General features: G+C 42.7%; 11 protein-coding genes. 8 read left to right on the top strand and 3 right to left on the bottom strand.

Annotation, left to right across the window (positions count from 1 at the left end):
• Position 1 precedes the first annotated feature (1 nt).
• Positions 2-1,432, top strand: a complete 1,431-nt coding sequence (locus NOS7524_RS03395) for an MBL fold metallo-hydrolase (RefSeq protein WP_015137068.1) — start codon at positions 2-4, stop codon at positions 1,430-1,432.
• A gap of 34 nt (positions 1,433-1,466) precedes the next feature.
• Here the strand turns inward: NOS7524_RS03395 and NOS7524_RS03390 are convergent, their stop codons facing one another.
• Both NOS7524_RS03390 and NOS7524_RS30390 read right to left on the bottom strand, forming a co-directional pair.
• Positions 1,467-5,102, bottom strand: coding sequence for an NB-ARC domain-containing protein (locus NOS7524_RS03390; protein WP_015137067.1), 3,636 nt, complete (start codon positions 5,100-5,102; stop codon positions 1,467-1,469).
• Positions 5,103-6,399: 1,297 nt separating this feature from the next.
• On the bottom strand, positions 6,400-6,495 hold the full coding sequence (locus tag NOS7524_RS30390) for a DUF1466 family protein (protein ID WP_216087503.1): 96 nt from the start codon (positions 6,493-6,495) through the stop codon (positions 6,400-6,402).
• A 360-nt stretch (positions 6,496-6,855) separates the two neighbouring features.
• Between NOS7524_RS30390 and NOS7524_RS03385 the strand changes: the two genes are divergently transcribed.
• The 4 genes from NOS7524_RS03385 to NOS7524_RS03370 all read left to right on the top strand — a co-directional run bounded on the left by NOS7524_RS03385 (position 6,856) and on the right by NOS7524_RS03370 (position 11,701).
• Positions 6,856-9,528, top strand: a complete 2,673-nt coding sequence (locus NOS7524_RS03385) for an EAL domain-containing protein (RefSeq protein WP_015137066.1) — start codon at positions 6,856-6,858, stop codon at positions 9,526-9,528.
• 88 nt (positions 9,529-9,616) lie between these two features.
• The gene (locus NOS7524_RS03380; RefSeq protein ID WP_015137065.1) at positions 9,617-10,084 is read left to right on the top strand and encodes an ASCH domain-containing protein; all 468 of its coding nucleotides are present in this window, start codon (positions 9,617-9,619) and stop codon (positions 10,082-10,084) included.
• A 91-nt stretch (positions 10,085-10,175) separates the two neighbouring features.
• Positions 10,176-10,817 carry a bacterial microcompartment protein gene (locus NOS7524_RS03375; RefSeq protein ID WP_015137064.1) on the top strand — a complete coding sequence of 214 codons (642 nt, stop codon included), beginning with the start codon at positions 10,176-10,178 and terminating at the stop codon, positions 10,815-10,817.
• A 77-nt stretch (positions 10,818-10,894) separates the two neighbouring features.
• The gene (locus NOS7524_RS03370; protein WP_015137063.1) at positions 10,895-11,701 is read left to right on the top strand and encodes a pentapeptide repeat-containing protein; all 807 of its coding nucleotides are present in this window, start codon (positions 10,895-10,897) and stop codon (positions 11,699-11,701) included.
• A gap of 22 nt (positions 11,702-11,723) precedes the next feature.
• Here NOS7524_RS03370 and NOS7524_RS03365 read toward each other — a convergent pair whose 3' ends face one another.
• Positions 11,724-12,473, bottom strand: a complete 750-nt coding sequence (locus NOS7524_RS03365) for a hypothetical protein (protein WP_015137062.1) — start codon at positions 12,471-12,473, stop codon at positions 11,724-11,726.
• A gap of 347 nt (positions 12,474-12,820) precedes the next feature.
• Here NOS7524_RS03365 and mnmA point away from each other — a divergent pair, with 347 nt between their 5' ends.
• From mnmA to NOS7524_RS03350, 3 genes are all read left to right on the top strand, one after another.
• Positions 12,821-13,876, top strand: a complete 1,056-nt coding sequence (mnmA, locus tag NOS7524_RS03360; RefSeq protein ID WP_015137061.1) for a tRNA 2-thiouridine(34) synthase MnmA — start codon at positions 12,821-12,823, stop codon at positions 13,874-13,876.
• 279 nt (positions 13,877-14,155) lie between these two features.
• Positions 14,156-15,334 carry a sulfate adenylyltransferase gene (gene sat / locus NOS7524_RS03355; protein WP_015137059.1) on the top strand — a complete coding sequence of 393 codons (1,179 nt, stop codon included), beginning with the start codon at positions 14,156-14,158 and terminating at the stop codon, positions 15,332-15,334.
• Positions 15,335-15,647: 313 nt separating this feature from the next.
• On the top strand, positions 15,648-17,786 hold the full coding sequence (locus NOS7524_RS03350) for a caspase family protein (RefSeq protein ID WP_015137058.1): 2,139 nt from the start codon (positions 15,648-15,650) through the stop codon (positions 17,784-17,786).
• Positions 17,787-17,824: the final 38 nt, after the last annotated feature.

The raw sequence follows: 17,824 nt of genomic DNA, 5'->3' as shown, positions 1-17,824 counted from the left end.
TATGGAAATTCATGTAATTGGACACGCCTCTCTTTTCGTTAAAACACAAGATTGTCAAATTTTAATGGACCCAGTTCTCTGGGACCCACACCAAGAAGGCTTATTTGATATTTGTCCACAGAGAGAAGTGATTCATGAAAATATTCCAGAATTTGATGTATTAATCATTTCCCATCAACACTTAGATCACTTTCATATTCGTTCTCTGGCTTATTTACCAAAAAACGTCGATGTACTAATTCCCGAAGACAAATTGATAGAAGACTGTCTGCGTCAATTAGGATATTCTTATATCTACACTTTAAAAGATTTTAATCAAGTAAAATTTGGTTCCACAAGTTTGTTAACCACTCGTTCAGAAAACCGAGTACCTGAATATGGTGTCATCTTTACTGACGAATCAGGATGTTTTTGGAACCAAGTTGATACAGTTGTGAGTCTTAATACTATTCGTCTGATTAAATCTCGCTATGAAAAAATAGATTTCCTCTTAGCGACATGGCAACCAATGTTAGAGATGAACTATCAGATGAATATGAGTTTGTCTTTTCCCTATTATATTTATGGCAAGTTAATCGAGACGATTAGTACGATTCAGCCCAAAGCCGTAGCTCCCGGTTCTAATGCTTTTAGATGTAATGGTGGTGCTTCATGGCTGAATAAAATTGTATTCCCGGTAACGCGAGAACGGTTTTGTCATGATATCAAAATTGCTTGTCCAGAAATAGGTGAAAATATTTTTGCGTTAGATCCTGGCGATATTTTAAATTTTGAGCATGGCGAATTTAATCATTTAACAGGTCAATGCAAATTTGTCAACAAAATTTCTGATCAGAGAGCAGATTTGGATTTTTCACCAGTGCAAGTCGGGAATGAAATGATAGATGGTAATCCCGATAATTATGATCTCGATTATATGCAGGAGGTAATTTGTCAAGAAATTAGTGTTAATCTAGCTGAATTTATTAATAAAAATAAAAAGTTTCTGTTTATAGAGCATTGCCGATGGCAGGTGATTTATCAATTGGAAATCATTTTTCCTGATGGCTCGAAAATTTGGAATTTTGATTTTTCAGAACCCAATATTCAAGCTCAAGTCGGTAGAAATCCTTTAGCAAATCTATTTACTTATATGACTGCTTCCAGTCTTTATGGAATTTTAAAACAACTTAAAGGTTGGGATTATGCTAATCTTGGTGGTTACTATCGCAGATTTCAAAAAATATACTTGCCCACTTCACAAGGAATCATTAAACCAGATGAAGAACAAATGTCTGATCCCCTTGCTTTGAAATTTCCTTACCGTCAGATATTAAAGAAGGTATTAGATCAGGAAATCGCTCAATGGAGTCATGAAAATAGCAATGGGGAAAAACCCAGCGAACCCAGAAAGGTGATGATGCGGATGGGTAATACTCTTATCAAGTTATAGCAGGGGATTGCAGACAGAGAAGACAGCACATGATCTAATCTACTGCACCTAAAAATTTTAAGGCTTCTCGTTGTACATCTGTTAATCCTTTTGCTCCTGTAATACACATACCTTCATAAGGTCGTTTTGTTCTCAAAATATCTAGGCATTTTCCTGTATGAATATCCCACAGTTGAATCGTTTCATCTTGACCACCGCTTGCCACAATCTCCCCATTGGGACTAAAAGCCACTGACCATACCCAACTTTGATGAGCTGGGATTGTTTGCTGACATTTACCTGTATTGATATTCCAAAACTTCACGGTTTGGTCGCAACTACCACTAGCCAAAATTTCCCCATGAGGACTAAACGCTACTGACTGTACCCAACTTGTATGACCCCGTAATGTTTCTAAACATTCTCCTGTAACGACATCCCACAAGCGAATAGTACAATCACAACTCCCACTCGCTAAAAGTTTACCATCGGGACTAAAAGAGATACCTTGTACCCAGCTAGTATGTCCTACCAGCGTATTGATACATTTACCCGTGGCAACATCCCACAGTTTAATAGTTTTGTCTTCAGAAGCACTGGCTAAGGTAGCTCCATCGGGACTAAATTGCACAGACCATAGCCAACCCTCATGTCCCTTGAGAGTTTTTAGGCAGTTTCCCGTAATGATATCCCATAACTTGATGGTGTAGTCACCACTGCAACTAGCTAGTGTGAGTCCATCGGGACTAAAGGCCACTGAACCAATCCAACGGCTGTGTCCTTGCAAGGTTTTCAGGCATTGACCCGTATTCACATCCCAAAGCTTAATAGTATAGTCACTGCTGCCACTAGCAAGATGTTTGCCATCGGGACTAAAGGCGACAGAACAAACCCATCCGCGATGTCCTTCTAAGACCATAGAATCGGGGGGAGTTTTGACAGAATCAGCCTTTTCCAGATTCCACAAGCGGACGGTTTTATCTTCACTACCACTGGCTAGGGTTTTGCCGTCGGGACTGAAGGCGACTGATTGAATCCAACTACCGTAACCTTGCCAAATGTCGATGCAGCTACCCGTGCTAACTTCCCACAGTCGCACAGACCGATCTTCTCCACCAGTAGCTAAGATTGTGCCATTGGGGCTAAAGGCAACAGATGTCAAAAGACTGTTGTGACCGTGTAGAGTTTTGAGGCTTTGTCCATCAGCAACACTCCACAGCCTGACTGTGTGATCACCACTACCACTAGCCACCAGCTTACCATCGGGACTAAAGGCGACCGATCGCAATCTTTGGGTATGTCCGGTTAAGGTTCGTAAACATTTGCCAGTGTCGGTTTCCCAAATTTTGAGGGTGCGATCGCCACTACCACTGGCTAGCAGTTTACCATCGGGGCTAAAGGCGATCGCCCGCACCCAACGATGATGTTCTAATAGGGTTTGCCGACATTCACCCCTATTCACATCCCAAAGCTTAATACTCTTATCTTCACTGCCACTGGCGATCATTCTGCCATCAGGAGAGAAAGCGACAGACCAAACATAACTTTCATGTCCTAACAAAACTTGGAGACATTCACCAGTGTTAGCATCCCAAACCCTAATTGTGGCATCACTACCGCCACTAGCTACAAGCTTGCCATCGGGACTAAAGGCGACTGAACGCACTCGCTGATGATGCCCTACAAGTGTTTTCAGACAACTGCCGTCGAACACGTCCCATAGTTTCACAGTATGATCGCTGCTAGCACTACAAAGCATTTTGCCATCGGCGCTAAAAGTAATCGAATGTACCCACCCGGCGTGTCCTTTACAGCTGAGAATTAGCTGCCCATTGGCAATTTCCCTGAGATGAATTTCCCCATTCACATCGCCAGTAGCCAGTAATTTACCATTGGGACTAAAGGCTAGAGATAAAATGCTAGTTAACTGTTTGGCAAATACTGATTGACTAAGATCGGCGTGAGTAAAATTAACATTGTGGAGGTTGGTTTTTTGTAAACAGCCAGACCAAACAGTTAAGTTAGAGAAGTCATAACCCGTGAGTTCCACTTGTAAGTGACATAAGATATTAATGATATTTCCCGCCGCATATCCGGGTTCTAAGTTCACGTTATCTCGCAAATCTGCAAGAATTTTTTGGCATTTTCTGGCAATTTTTTCAAGATTTTTATAGGATGTTAACAACCTCTCTGCTAAAGGTTGGATAAATAGCTTCATCTGAACTTGTTTGAGATATTCTTTAGCTGCTGATTTTACTAAAGGGTATTGGTTTAATAAGCGAATATTTTCGCTCTCTATCTCTGCAAAAATTTGCTCAACTATCTTATTTTGTAAATATTCTCTAACTACAGGTTGTAAGAAGAACTTTTTGTTTTTTTTCTCCAGCAGGGAGCGATGCAAAAGAGATTGAACAGTTTCAATGATGATTCCAGGGGAAATTTCGGGAATTATCCCCGCGCTCAAATCGCTCTCATAGATTGCTTCTTGTTCGATAGTTAGCCAGTATAAAAAACTCTTTTCTGAAAAAAGCAAGCGATTAAATTGTTGATCTAAAATCCCGTTAATCTCTCCTAGAATCAATGATTTATTTCTAATAAATTCGGAAATATTGCCATTATATAAATCCTTGGCGATTGCCGAAACAATTTTTAAGGCTAAGGGATTACCACCATAGTTGGTAATAAATTCTTCATAAGATGCTTCGGATTCTAAAAAACATCCTTTGAGTTGTAAAAGTTGTTGTCCTGCTTGAAAATTTAGTCCTTCTATTTTTAAAGAGCGAACTGGTAAGGTTTCTCCTTGCATGAAGGTAATTTCTTTCGGTTTCTCTCTCGTAGTCAAGAGCAAGCAACTGTGATGATGGCATTCTCCTAACCTTTGGAAAAACATTCTGTAGTCTTCGTAGCCTTCTTGATATTGACCTGCTAAGACACCACCTCTCAAAATTGTCTCAACATTATCTAATATTAATAAACACCGTTTTTTTTTCAAAATTTGCATCAGAGTAGAAATTTGCTCCTCAAGTCTGATGGGTAAATTGTTTTCTTCTCCTTGTGTCAAAAATTTCAGGAGTTCCAGGGCAAGTTGTTGTAACGGAGGGGCAGGAACTAGCGATCGCCAAATCAAATATTCAAAATGATCCTGAATTTTTTCGGCCAACTTAACGCTGAGATGGGTTTTGCCGATTCCTCCCATACCTAGCAGAACTACCAAGCGACAGCCATCACCGACTATCCATTGTTTTAGGGTTGCCAGTTCTTCAGTCCGATTGTAGAACACGGAAACATCAGGTGCATCTCCCCAGTCTTGGTATCTTGTCATCTCGCATACAGGGGTGTTGACTATATCTGGCGTGTCGATCACCTGCTCACTCAAAGTTGTCAACGGTAAACTGTCCTCAACAACAGCAGTAACATCTGTTTGATGCAATCGCCTTTCTAAGGCCGAGCGAAAATTGCTTTTACTCACTTTTTCACCGCAAACCTCCGACAGCAGCTGCCATAACTTCGGACCAATATCCTGCTTCAGATAATTCACTGAATAGCCATAGGTTTTGGCGATATCATGGTAGCGTAAGTGCGGATCTGACCAAGATGAATGCAGAAGTAGCCTTTGCAAATCACTTAGATGCTTACCTTTTTTCTCAAAGATTAAAGTGTCAACAAAGGCTAAGGCTTGTTGAACGTCCATAAATTATAGATTTGTTTTAAATGAAGTAACAAAAACAGAAATATCAAGTTTTTTAAGTTTACTCATTCCCTAAGTCCGGTCTTTCTGCGGTGATAGTACCTCAGATTAGTCTGTTTGTCTCGACACGGTTAGGTTCTCAGCGAAGTTTTTATTATTTTATCGTACAGACGTACATATCAGTGGAATTTCGGAAAATGTGGCAACTCCACTCCTCAAGAAAGAAGCTACATTCACTGATACGGAGTGTGGTCGGTAGCAACCTCAAAGCATTATCTCCCCCCAGGGTTGATAAATAATTTTGCTTAATTGCTTCAAAAGCACATCACATAATTTTCGCTTTTTTGACTAAAATCGTTTATGTTTTTGCGTAAATTTACTGTCATTTTTCTGTTTTTCCTCAATCATTAAAAAGCTCACTGAAAAAATAGATCCATACTTAGTACCGCCTCCCTAACAAACTGAAGTCTGGGGGTACGCAAACGTTTGCGTAGCGTCTGGTACGGAAGTCAGCCTTTGCCGACTATCTAAAACTCGCCTGTGCGGGTTTAGTTTGTATAGGCGTGATTGCCAATCGTCCGGTGTTTCTTGCCAAAGTGGATGCTCCCCAACAGAAGACCTTTAAAAAAATAACTTAGCTTGGTCTATTCAAAATTTTGATTGTTTTAATTAAATTTTTATTTGCGCTTGGCCACTGATTATACTAAAACTTGTCCAAAACCTAAATTAATGAATAGAAACTGTAATACTGGCATACTCCCCGCATCGCCCTTTCCTTGAATACGCAACGCTACCGCGAACGGGACAGCTTAAAAGGGAACAAGGAACAGGCAAGAGGCAACAGGGAAGGTGTTGGACGGGGACTGTTACCCTGCCCAACACAATCGCTCCAAGGGGCGTTGGCATTCCCCACCCTATAATGATTGAGAATGGTTCAAAATATCAATCATCAGTGTTAATCGTGTGTTAAAAATGTCGCCTTATGCCTTTTTTTACATAAGATAAGTAGTATTTGCATTCATGATGATTTTGCGTTATCTAACTTGTTAAAATTCCTAATTTTAACAAGTTAGATATGTATACGCTAAAAATCACACTCTGATATTTCACACAAAAATCCGCAAATATACCAAGTATAATATTACGCATTTGATTTATTCTTGGTAGTTAAGAAGACTAATGTCAAAGAGAGCGGCCGCAAGTCCTAGATTTGTCTAATTTGTTTGGGAGGGGAAACAAATAACAGGATTTACAATAGACATCTCCAAAAAAGAATGTAGAGACGTTCTATAGAACGTTTCTACAAGGTTTCTGGAAAACGCATATTTAATTTCTGGAGATGTCTAATGGCAGAACCGACTGGTAAATGAGTATCTTCCTCTAGAGGATTGTCCATTGTGAAGAACACCAGTAACCTCATACATTGTCATTGATCTGGGTAATATAGCTGTTGTGGAAATTGAAGAAGGCAGGAGGCAGGAGGCAGAGGGCAGAAGGTTTTGTTTAGAAGGGGATTCCGACCCCTCCTAAACAAGAGCCACCAAATTTTCAATTTGGTGGGGGTCTTAAACCCTTGCTCCCTACCCTGCGGGAACCCCTTCGGGGAATGGTCGCGGCAGAGGACAGAGGCCAGTATTCCTTCTGCCTCCTGCCCTCTGCCCTCTGCCTTTCTTGATAAAAGCTAAAAGTTAACGCCTAGTGTAATGAGTATATTGCAAATCAAAGATCCAAAGACATGAGTGTGTGAGAGGAAACGATGTCTGGTAAAGAGCGAGAAAAAATACGCCACCTGTTAGTTGTTCAGGACTTACAAGGACAACGAACTATACCTTTACAAGAGGCGACATATTCTATTGGACGGCATAGCAGTAACGCCATTGTCCTTCATTCTCGCTCAGTATCAAGGCAGCACGCCATTTTATTGCGGGTAACTCTTCCTAAAACTGAGCAATATAGCTTTCGGATTATTGATGGTAACTTCAAGGGACAAGGCAGTACCAACGGCTTAATTGTGAATGGCAACAGATGCGTCTCCCATAATCTCCAACATGGAGATGTCATCACCTTTGGTTGCAACCAAGCTCAGGCTAAATACTATGCTATTTCCAATCTATCAGAACAGGCCTTTTCTGAATCGGTTAACGTCGAAGACTTATCAGATTTTCTATCTGAGCAATCTAGTCCTGTCCAACCTTTTCAAACCGCAATAGTTGATCCTGAATTTGAAGGAGCTACCGAAACGGCTCTAGCTCGTTTAGCATCTTTTCCTGAACTCATCCCCAATCCCATCATTGAGACAGATTTAGAGGGTAACTTAACTTATCTCAATCCAGCCGCATCTGTGAAGTTTCCCAGATTGAGGGAGTTGGGAAAACACCATCCCATCTTAAAAGAAATCATCACTGAAGTAAAAAGCCGTAAAGTTAATTCTTTTGTCCGAGAAGTCACCTTTGGTCAAAAAGTTTTTGAACAATCCGTCCATCATTTAGCGGAAAGTGATTTAATTAGAACTTATATTATCAGAGATATTACTGAGCAAAAGCAAGCGGAAGCAGAACTGCGCCAACGCGATCGCTTACTGCAAGCAGTGGCAGAAGCAGCCAATTATTTGCTTGTAGAAATGGACTACGAAACTGCCCTAGAAAAAGCCCTGGCTGTACTAGGTGAAGCAGCCCAAGCAGATCGTGCTTATCTATTTAAGAATCATCTCCATCCCCAAACAGCAGAAATAGCAGTCAGCCTGCAATGTGAATGGACACGCTCACCTTTAGAATCCTCACAACATCACTGGCAAAATCAAGTTTATCAGTCTCCGGCTTTATCACGTTGGTATACTGTTCTATCTAGTGGACAGTCAATTCAGGGACTGACTCAGGAATTTCCTGTTGCCGAAACTGAAATCCTGATGCGAGACAGTATTCAATCCCTGCTGTTAGTGCCACTGCGGTTAGAAGACCAATTTTGGGGTGCTTTGGGTTTAGCGGATTGTCACCAAGAGCGTGTCTGGTCAAAGCAAGAAGAATCTACACTATTAACAATGGCAGCTAGTATCAGTGGCGCTTGGCAACGTCAGCAGGTAGAAGAAAAGATTCGTTACCAAGCCCTTCATGATTCCCTGACTGGACTGCCCAATCGGTTATTGTTTGATCAACTACTGGTTAAAGCTTTAGCCAATGCTGCCCGTAATCACGAAAGTCTAGCCGTCATCTTCCTGGATCTTGACCGCTTTAAGATTATTAATGATACCTTGGGTCACACCTTGGGCGATCGCTTACTCCAAAACGTAGCGCAGAGATTACAAGCATCTCTGAGAGCCGGAGACACGGTAGCACGTTGGGGGGGAGATGAATTTACTATCCTCTTACCCCGCATTAATTATCTGGAAGAAGTTAACCAAGTCGCCTGGAGAATATTAAAGGCCTTCGAGAAAGTTTTTTGTTTGGAAGGACATGAATTATATGTCAGTGCTAGTTTAGGGATTGCCTTACTAGATGAACATAGTCAGGATGCGGAAACTTTGATCCAGCACGCAGATACAGCTTTGTATCATGCCAAGGATGAAGGAAGAAATAACTATCAATTTTATAGTACATCCTTGAGTGACAAGACTCCTGATATTTTAAATTTAGAGAAGAATTTACGCTATGCCCTAGAAAAGCAAGAATTCACGGTGTACTATCAGCCCCAAATTAATATTCACACCGGAAAAATTACTGGTATGGAAGCCTTGTTACGCTGGCAGCATCCAGAAATGGGAATCGTAGCACCTAATGTTTTTATTCCCTTAGCAGAAGAAAGTGGATTAATTATCCCGATTGGAGAATGGGTATTGCGGACAGCCTGTAAGCAAAATCGAGCTTGGCAAGAGGCAGGATTTCCCCCTTTAATCATTGCCGTGAATCTCTCCCCTAAGCAGTTCCGCCAACCAAATTTAGTAGTAATTGTTGCCGAAATTCTTGCAGAAACAGGGTTAGCAGCGCAATTTTTAGAGTTAGAAATTACAGAAACAACCGCTATTGAAGATATAAATTTCACCAAAAAGGTATTGCATGATTTGGAACAGATGGGTGTGCATCTGTCAATTGATGACTTTGGTACAGGTCATTCATCCCTCTCAAGGTTACAACTTTTACCACTGCATAATCTCAAAATTGATAGTTCTTTCATTCGCGAGTTGACTACAGATGTGAGGGTAGCGCATATTGTCAAAGCGATCGTCACTTTAGGTAGAAGCTTAGGGTTAAAACTTACCGCCGAAGGTGTAGAAAAGCCAGAAGAACTGGAGTTCTTAAAATCTATCCATTGTGAAAATGTACAAGGTTTCCTGTTCCATAAGCCCCTATCTGCTGATAAAGCTACGGAAATCCTTCAGGGAGTGGGGACTGGGGAGTGGGGACTGGGGATTGGGGATTGGGGATTGGGGCATTGAGAAATGATTCTACCTTGTCTTCCCTACTCCCAGCCTATTCCAAATTTTATGTATGATGCGATCGCTGTAGCATTAGATATAAAAATTTATGAATCAGGCACAAATAGAAGATTATTGGCAAAGTTATTTAACGATGGTTGCAGGTGGTAACTCATCTAGCGATGAGCAATATGATGCAGAACCATTTGGAGACAATCTCCAGCTAGCAGATGAACTGGGTAAATTGGTGTTAGTAGGAGTTAAAACTGCTACTTGTTCAGCACTATGGGAATGGGAGGCTGAGGGCAGCCCACTTCCAGAGGTGGGATTAAAAACAATTGTGCTTGATGGCAAAAACAAACCACTCTGCATCATTGAAACTACAGAGGTGAAAATTAGAGCTTTTAGAGAAGTAGATGCCCAGTTTGCCTATGATGAAGGTGAAGGCGATCGCTCCCTTGATGCTTGGAGAACAGCACACTGGGAATATTTCTCCCGTGTATTACCCCTGATTGGAAAAGAACCAACATCTGATATGCCCTTAGTCTGTGAGCGTTTTCGGGTAGTGTACAAATGAGGTAAAAAACTCAGACAATATCCGGGCTTGTGGTAGTTTAAAGTTACATTTGCGAAATATAACTTTACCTTCATGACTGGAGAGCATAGCCTTGGGAATAGAACTACGCAGTTTCGTATTTCTCGACAGCCTGCAACCACAACACGCAGCATACATAGGAACAGTAGCCCCAGGCTTCCTACCCTTACCAGGTGATACATCACTATGGATTGAAATCTCCCCTGGTATCGAAATTAATCGAATTACAGATGTAGCCCTCAAAGCTGCTTCCGTTCGTCCTGGGGTGCAGGTAGTGGAAAGATTATATGGATTATTAGAAGTGCATTCAGGCTCTCAAGGGGAAACGCGGGCAGCAGGGCAAGCAATTTTAGCCACACTAGGAGTTAAAAGAGAGGAATGTCTCAAACCCCGTGTTGTTTCTAGCCAGATTATTCGCAACATAGATGCTTATCAAGCACAACTAATCAATCGCACCCGCCGAGGACAGCTACTACTGGCAGGGCAAACGTTATATGTCTTAGAAGTTGAACCTGCTGCTTACGCTGCTCTAGCTGCCAATGAAGCGGAAAAAGCCGCATCAATTAATATCTTGGAAGTGCAGGCTGTGGGAAGCTTTGGACGATTGTATTTGGGTGGAGCAGAACGGGATATTCTCGCAGGTGCAGCCGGGGCAAAAGCCGCGATTGAAAATGTAGCTGGACGGAGTAGTTCCCCAATTGGCCGTCAGGAGTAGGAGAGCAGGGGGAGCAGGGGAGGTACGGGAAGAAAAACAGACTGATTTGAACACTAATCAAGGAGAGTAGAGAGTAAATGGCAAATGTAGAGCATCTGGCTTTATTACAAGCGGGTGCAGTCCAGTGGATTGAATGGAGAAAAACATATCCCCAAATTGAACCAGACTTGAGTGCCGCCAACCTGCAAAAAAACAACCTTAGAGGCGCTAACCTTCAAGGTGTAAATTTAAACAAAGTAGATTTAAGTCATGCTTTACTGGTACGTGCTAACCTCAGTCATGCTAACATCAGTAGTGCCAATCTTTACCGAACTAAACTAAGTGAAGCTAACTTAAGAGCAGCTAATTTGAGTGTGGCTAATTTGCGCGAAGCTGTACTGACTCAGGCTGATTTAAGCCAGGCTACTCTCATCGGCTCTGATTTGAGTGGGGCTAATCTCAGAGGTGCAACTCTCACCAATGCTAACTTGATTGGGACTGAGTTAAGCGGTGCTAATTTCAGGGAAGCTGATTTAGGTGCAGTTCAATTAAATCGAGCTAATCTTGGTTTTGCCAACCTCATAGAAGCTAACTTAATTGAGGCTGATATCAGTGAAGCCAACTTATTTGCAGTAGACTTAATGGGCGCTTATCTCTACAAAGCCAATCTATATAAAGCGCGTCTCAATCAGGCTCATTTGGGCGGTGCATATTTATTGCGGGTGGATTTAACAGAAGCTGACTTAAGTGGTGCTGACTTGGGATGGACAAATCTTAAAAATGCTAACCTCAGAGGAGCTAATCTGAGCGGTGCTAACCTCAGAGGAGCTAATCTGAGTGGTGCTAACCTCAGTGGTGTAAATTTTCACAATGCAATTATGCCCGATGCTTCCAGGCATGAATGATGTCATTACACCACCGCTCACTTTATTTACCGTAGAAAACTCTAGCATTACCGAATCCGCGATCGCGCAGAAACTTGTTTACCCTTGTGGCTTCAGCTCGTTGGTTAAAAGGCCCCACGGCTACGTGTGGCCCTAGCGGTTGTGTTCTTTGATTGACCAAACTGTATAAACCAGTAATTTGTCTAACTTGGCCGGCAATTGTGGGTAAATCCTGGGATTTTGCCGGAATAGTTACATAATACCTAGGTCTGTTACTGACATTATTGCTATTGGCAGGATAATTAGAATAATCAGGTGTTTGCTGTCCACTAGAAAATCCGGCAATACTAGCACCATAAATACCCATAGACTGTAATTCTAAGACTCGTTGTTGAGCATTAGATAAACTATTAAACACTCCTGCCTGCACTACAGAACGTCCGTTGTATTGCCTAAGATAAGCTGTAGGTTCAACTCGACGTACTTGTTGTAGGGTTTGAGAGGTTCGATTTTCCACGTACACTGAGTAACGTTGAAAGTTTTGGTTGTATTGAGACTGTGTTGGTTGATAGAATTCGGAACTTTGACCGAATTGATTAAATTCCACAGGCTGATCCTGCACGAATCCTGGCGGCGGTGGTAAACTTTCAAATACTGCTTGAGCTAGTAGCATTCTGTCATTGTGATTAACTTGCCCTTGTGCGGGAGTAGAGGCAATAAGAGCAAACCAACTGCCCAGAAAAACAGGCATGATTGGTAATATAAGAGATTTGGCTGTGATCTGACTGGACATATTAGTAACTAAGTAATTCAGTAGAACTTACCTAGTGCTAGCTTAAATTGAGTCCGTCTAAGTGGCAATGAAAACATTTCCAAAAATTGCAGTTTGGAGCATGAGGCACTGGGCATTGGATTTTTCCCCCCAGCCCCCCTGCTTCTTCCCCAATCCCTAATCAGCAAGGCTTTGAAGGATATATGCTACAATTGAGCAGTCAAAAATCTTTTGTATTGTGCTTTTAGGTAGCGATCGCAATTCTTTTAACTAGAGATTTGCGTTGATTGCCTAAAACCCCAAGTTAATTATTGAAAACTTAAATTTTTCCATTCTGCAAGGCGGTTAGCCAAGCACCGTTTAGAGATATGAAAAAAGTCGTCGTTGGTCTTTCTGGTGGCGTTGACAGTTCCACCGCCGCCGCTATTTTACACCATCAGGGCTATGAAGTGATCGGTTTGACCCTTTGGCTGATGAAAGGCAAAGGGCAATGTTGCTCTGAAGGGATGATCGACGCGGCTTATATTTGTGAACAATTGGGCATTCCCCATCAAGTTGTAGATATGCGGGATGTCTTTCAAACTCATATTGTTGATTATTTAGTCACGGGTTATAGTGCCGGTATTACACCCTTACCTTGCTCTCAATGTAATAAAACCGTCAAGTTCGGCCCTATGGTACAGTATGCCCGTGAACAGTTGGCCTCTGATCGCATCGCCACAGGTCATTATGCCCGCATCAACTACGACGCAGCCACAGGACGTTACCAATTATTAAGGGCTGTTGACCGCAACAAAGACCAATCTTATTTCCTGTATGATTTGTCTCAAGATTTGCTGGCAGCATCAATATTTCCACTAGGGGAAATGGAGAAAGCTGAAACCCGTCGCGTTGCGGCTGAACATGGGCTAAAAACTGCCGATAAGCCAGAAAGTCAAGATTTGTGCTTAGTGGAAAGTAACGGCTCTATGCGGTCATTTTTGGATAAGTATCTAGCTCCCAAGCAAGGTGATATTGTGGATACCACAGGCAAAGTCTTGGGGCAGCATGATGGTGTCCATCATTACACCATTGGGCAACGGAAAGGATTGGGAATTGCTGCACCGGAACCACTGTATGTGATTGCCTTAGATGCAGTGAATAATAAAGTGATTGTAGGCGATCGCACGAAAGCTACTCAAGCAGAGTGTACAGTCGGGCGAGTCAATTGGGTATCTATGGCGGAACCTGCTGCTCCCATTCGTGCTGAGGTGCAGATTCGCTATCGTTCTACACCCGAACCAGTGACGGTGATTCCTTTAGAAAATTCCCGTGTCCGTTTGGTGTTTGATGAACCACAGTTCAGTATTACGCCGGGACAAGCTGCGGTATGGTACGACGGGGAAAAAGTCCTAGGTGGCGGGATTATTGAACAGTTTAGTTAACTGTGTCTAGATTTTGATGTACGCCAAAATTACCCCTTCTTAGCTGACAGCGATTTTCAGGTAAATGAACCACAAAAGAATTTTTTAAAACCTTGTAGAGACGTTCCATGCAACGTCTCTTCTATAATATGAGGGTAATTTTTACCTTAATCAGGGAAGTTGATTTTACCCTTGTCTTCCCAATTCCCAAACTATTTATCTCTCTGTACCTGCATTTTGATAAGTTAGTACATAGTTCGCAACAATTACACATACTTATCGCTAAGGGGGGATTGTAAGTTGAGTCAGCAACCAGATGCCATTGCACCACATGGTGGACAGTTGATTAACCGCATTGCTACGCCAGAGCAAAAAGCAGATTTTCTTTCCAAGGCTGATTTTTTGCCACGAGTGCAACTTGACGAGCGAGCAGTTTCTGATTTAGAAATGATTGCGATCGGTGGTTTTAGTCCCCTGACTGGTTTTATGAACCAGGAAGACTACGATCGCGTAGTGACAGAAATGCGCCTCGCTAACGGTTTGGTGTGGTCAATTCCGATTACACTTTCTGTAACAGAAGAAGTAGCTGCACCTTTACACGAAGGTGGTTACATCCGTCTAGATAATCCCCAAGGTGAGTATATCGGGGTTTTGCAACTCACACAAAAATATCATTACGATAAAGCCCGCGAAGCAATCAACGTCTACCGCACTGATGACGCTAAACATCCTGGCGTGCAAGTAGTTTATAACCAAGGTGCTGTAAATCTGGCTGGTGATATCTGGCTGCTGCAACGGGATGATCACCCTTATTTCCCCAAATACCAAATCGATCCAGCTGCTTCACGGCAGATGTTTAGAGAAAAAGGTTGGAAAACAATTGTTGGTTTCCAAACCCGTAACCCCATTCACCGCGCTCACGAGTATATTCAAAAGTGTGCTTTGGAAACCGTTGACGGTTTATTTTTACATCCCTTGGTAGGGGCAACCAAAGAAGATGATATCGCTGCGGATGTGCGGATGCGTTGCTATGAAATTTTGCTAGAACACTATTACCCCTTAGACCGAGTAATTTTAGCAATTAATCCCGCCGCCATGCGTTACGCTGGCCCCCGTGAGGCGATTTTCCATGCTTTAGTTCGCAAAAACTACGGCTGTACTCACTTTATTGTGGGACGAGATCATGCAGGTGTGGGTGACTACTACGGCACTTATGATGCTCAATACATCTTTGATGAATTTGAGCCGAGTGAAATCGGAATTGTACCCATGAAGTTTGAACACGCCTTCTACTGCACCCGCACCAAACAAATGGCGACAACCAAAACCAGTCCCAGCAAACCAGAGGAACGAGTTCACCTGTCAGGAACTAAAGTTAGAGAAATGCTGCGTCGCGGTGAGTTACCCCCACCAGAATTTTCTCGTCCAGAAGTGGCGGCAGAATTGGCAAGGGCAATGCGAGTCCAAGTCTTGGCTTAAAATTAAATTGAGTAATGAGTAATGAGTAATGAGTAAATATCCATTATTTATTACTCATTACTTAAAGAAGGAAAGGATTAGGCATGAATTTTTAACCCCAGAAAAGGTACAAAGTCAACACCCTAGTTTGCCTCCCCTGCTCCTCAACCTCCCCTGCTCCCCCTGCCTTCCTCTGTCACCTGTCACCTGTCACCTCTGTTTCTCAAGAGTTAAGCTAAGTTGTTGGTGAGCAAACAGTATAGACTTTAACTGTACACTCTACACTTCAGCCCCAAAAGCTTGATGCTGAGGGGCTGAAGGTTGATAGCTAACTATGAAGCGTCGGACTTTTTTACAACGGATTGGCTCAATACTCGCGGTGTTGGGTGTGACTGAAACTGAGTGGTTACGCTGTTCTCAAGCTTTAGCACAACCTACTCCCCGTAAACTGGCATTACTAATCGGCATCAATCAATACCAAAAAAGTCCCTCTCTTAATGGTTGTCTCACCGATGTAGAACTACAAAAAGAACTGTTGATTCATCGGTTTGGCTTCCAATCCTCAGATATTCTCACCTTGACTGAGGAACAAGCTAGCAGGGAATTCATTGAGGCAGCTTTTTTAGATCATCTCACTAAGCAAGCCCAGCCTGGGGATGTGGTGGTATTCCACTTTAGCGGCTACGGTACGCGGATTCCAGTAGACTCAAATACGGTAAAAAATGCTTTAGTACCAGCTAATGAGAATCAAGATTTACAAGGTTCTCAGGTTGCGAATTATTTACTAGAAGAAACCTTACTATTATTATTGCGATCGCTGCCCACAGAACGTGTCACGGCAGTCTTAGATACTAGCTACTATCCCCCGAACACAGCCCAAACATCTGGGCTAAGAATTCGCGCCCGTCAAGAGTTAGCACAGGTACAGTTAGCATCAGCTGAACTAGAGTTTCTCCAAAAACTCCAAACCCAAGCGGCTCTGAAGACTCAAGATGTTGATGTGAGTCCGGTTGTAGTTTTATCTGCTACCTCAGATTTCAAGGAATCCGCAAGGGAAGTCTTACTATCTGGTTTTAGTGCTGGTTTATTCACCTACGCTTTAACTCAACAACTGTGGGAATCTACCCCAGCTACCACAATTCAAGTTAGCTTCTCCCGCGTAGCTAGTGCGATGTTCCAATTAGGGAGCAAACAGCAGCCAGGATTAATCAGTAAAAAGAAAAATCAACAGGGAGGAGTTACTATTGCCAATTTGCTCCCAGATAGAACGATGGGGGCAGAGGGGGCAATCATCGCCACCGAAGATGATGGTAAAACCGCCCAAGTCTGGTTAGGGGGATTACCTGCCCAGGTACTAGAATACTACGGCATCAATTCCCAGCTAGCTCTAGAATCAGGGGAACATTTAGTAGTGCGATCGCGCAATGGATTAACAGCTAAAGCCCAACTTGCTAAAGTTGCAGATATTACCCCTCTGAAAGTTGGGCAACTCCTACAAGAAGTAGTACGCGTCTTACCTCGTAACATTAACTTAACCGTAGCCTTAGATCCTAAACTGGAAAGAATTGAGCGCGTAGATGCTACAAGTGCCTTTGCTACACTTCCCCATGTTTCTCAGGTAGTGGAAGGAGAACAACCAGCCGATTATATCTTTGGTAAACTCCTGCAAACTCCGAGCCGCTATGGTTTATTTTCTTTGGGTGGTGAGCTAATTCCCAATACTACAGGGGAATTTGGCGAAGCCGTGAAAGTAGCTGCACTGCGGTTAGCCACAAAATTACCAACTCTGTTAGCGACAAAGTTATGGCGACTCACAGAAAATGAAGGTTCTTCCCGCTTGCCTGTGAAGGTAACATTGGAGATTGTGGGGATTGCACCCAGAGTGGTGTTGCAACGGGAAACACTGCGGAATCTTAGCAATGAGCAGAATCATCCTACTGCCCGCAACCAACCAACCGCCATGCCTACAATTCCCGTTGGGAGTCGAGTGCAGTACCGGATACAAAATAAAAGCCAGCAAACACTATATTTGATGCTTGTGGGACTCAATAACCATCGGAGTGCGATCGCTTTCTATCCTTGGCAGGTAGTCTCAGAATCTGATACTCCAGACAATAAACCTCAACTGAAACCAGTAGTCATTGCTCCCAATGAGACTGTGACTTTACCACAAACTGCAACTACATTAGGCTGGATGATTTCCGGAACTACCTACGAATGTGAACACCAATTAATTTTTAGCACTGCGCCTTTTCCCGAAACTTTGAAAGCCTTAGCTACAGCTAAGTATCCCACAGGTGATCAACAGCCTATCAGTGCTTTGGTTAATCCTTTAGTCACTGCTCAAGCCTTGCTACAAGACTTGCACAATGCTAGCAGTATCAAAGCTGAGATGAATGGTACGGCAACTGATTCTTACATCCTAGATGTGAGTCATTGGGCTAGTCTCAATTTTAGTTTTCAGGTGGCGTAAGTAGGATTGATTTTTTAACGCGGAGGAGCGCGGAGGTT

Source organism: Nostoc sp. PCC 7524 (assembly GCF_000316645.1).
GTDB lineage: Bacteria > Cyanobacteriota > Cyanobacteriia > Cyanobacteriales > Nostocaceae > Trichormus.
Note: the sequence above shows the minus strand (reverse complement) of the source record. Positions and strands in the feature narration are given on the sequence as shown.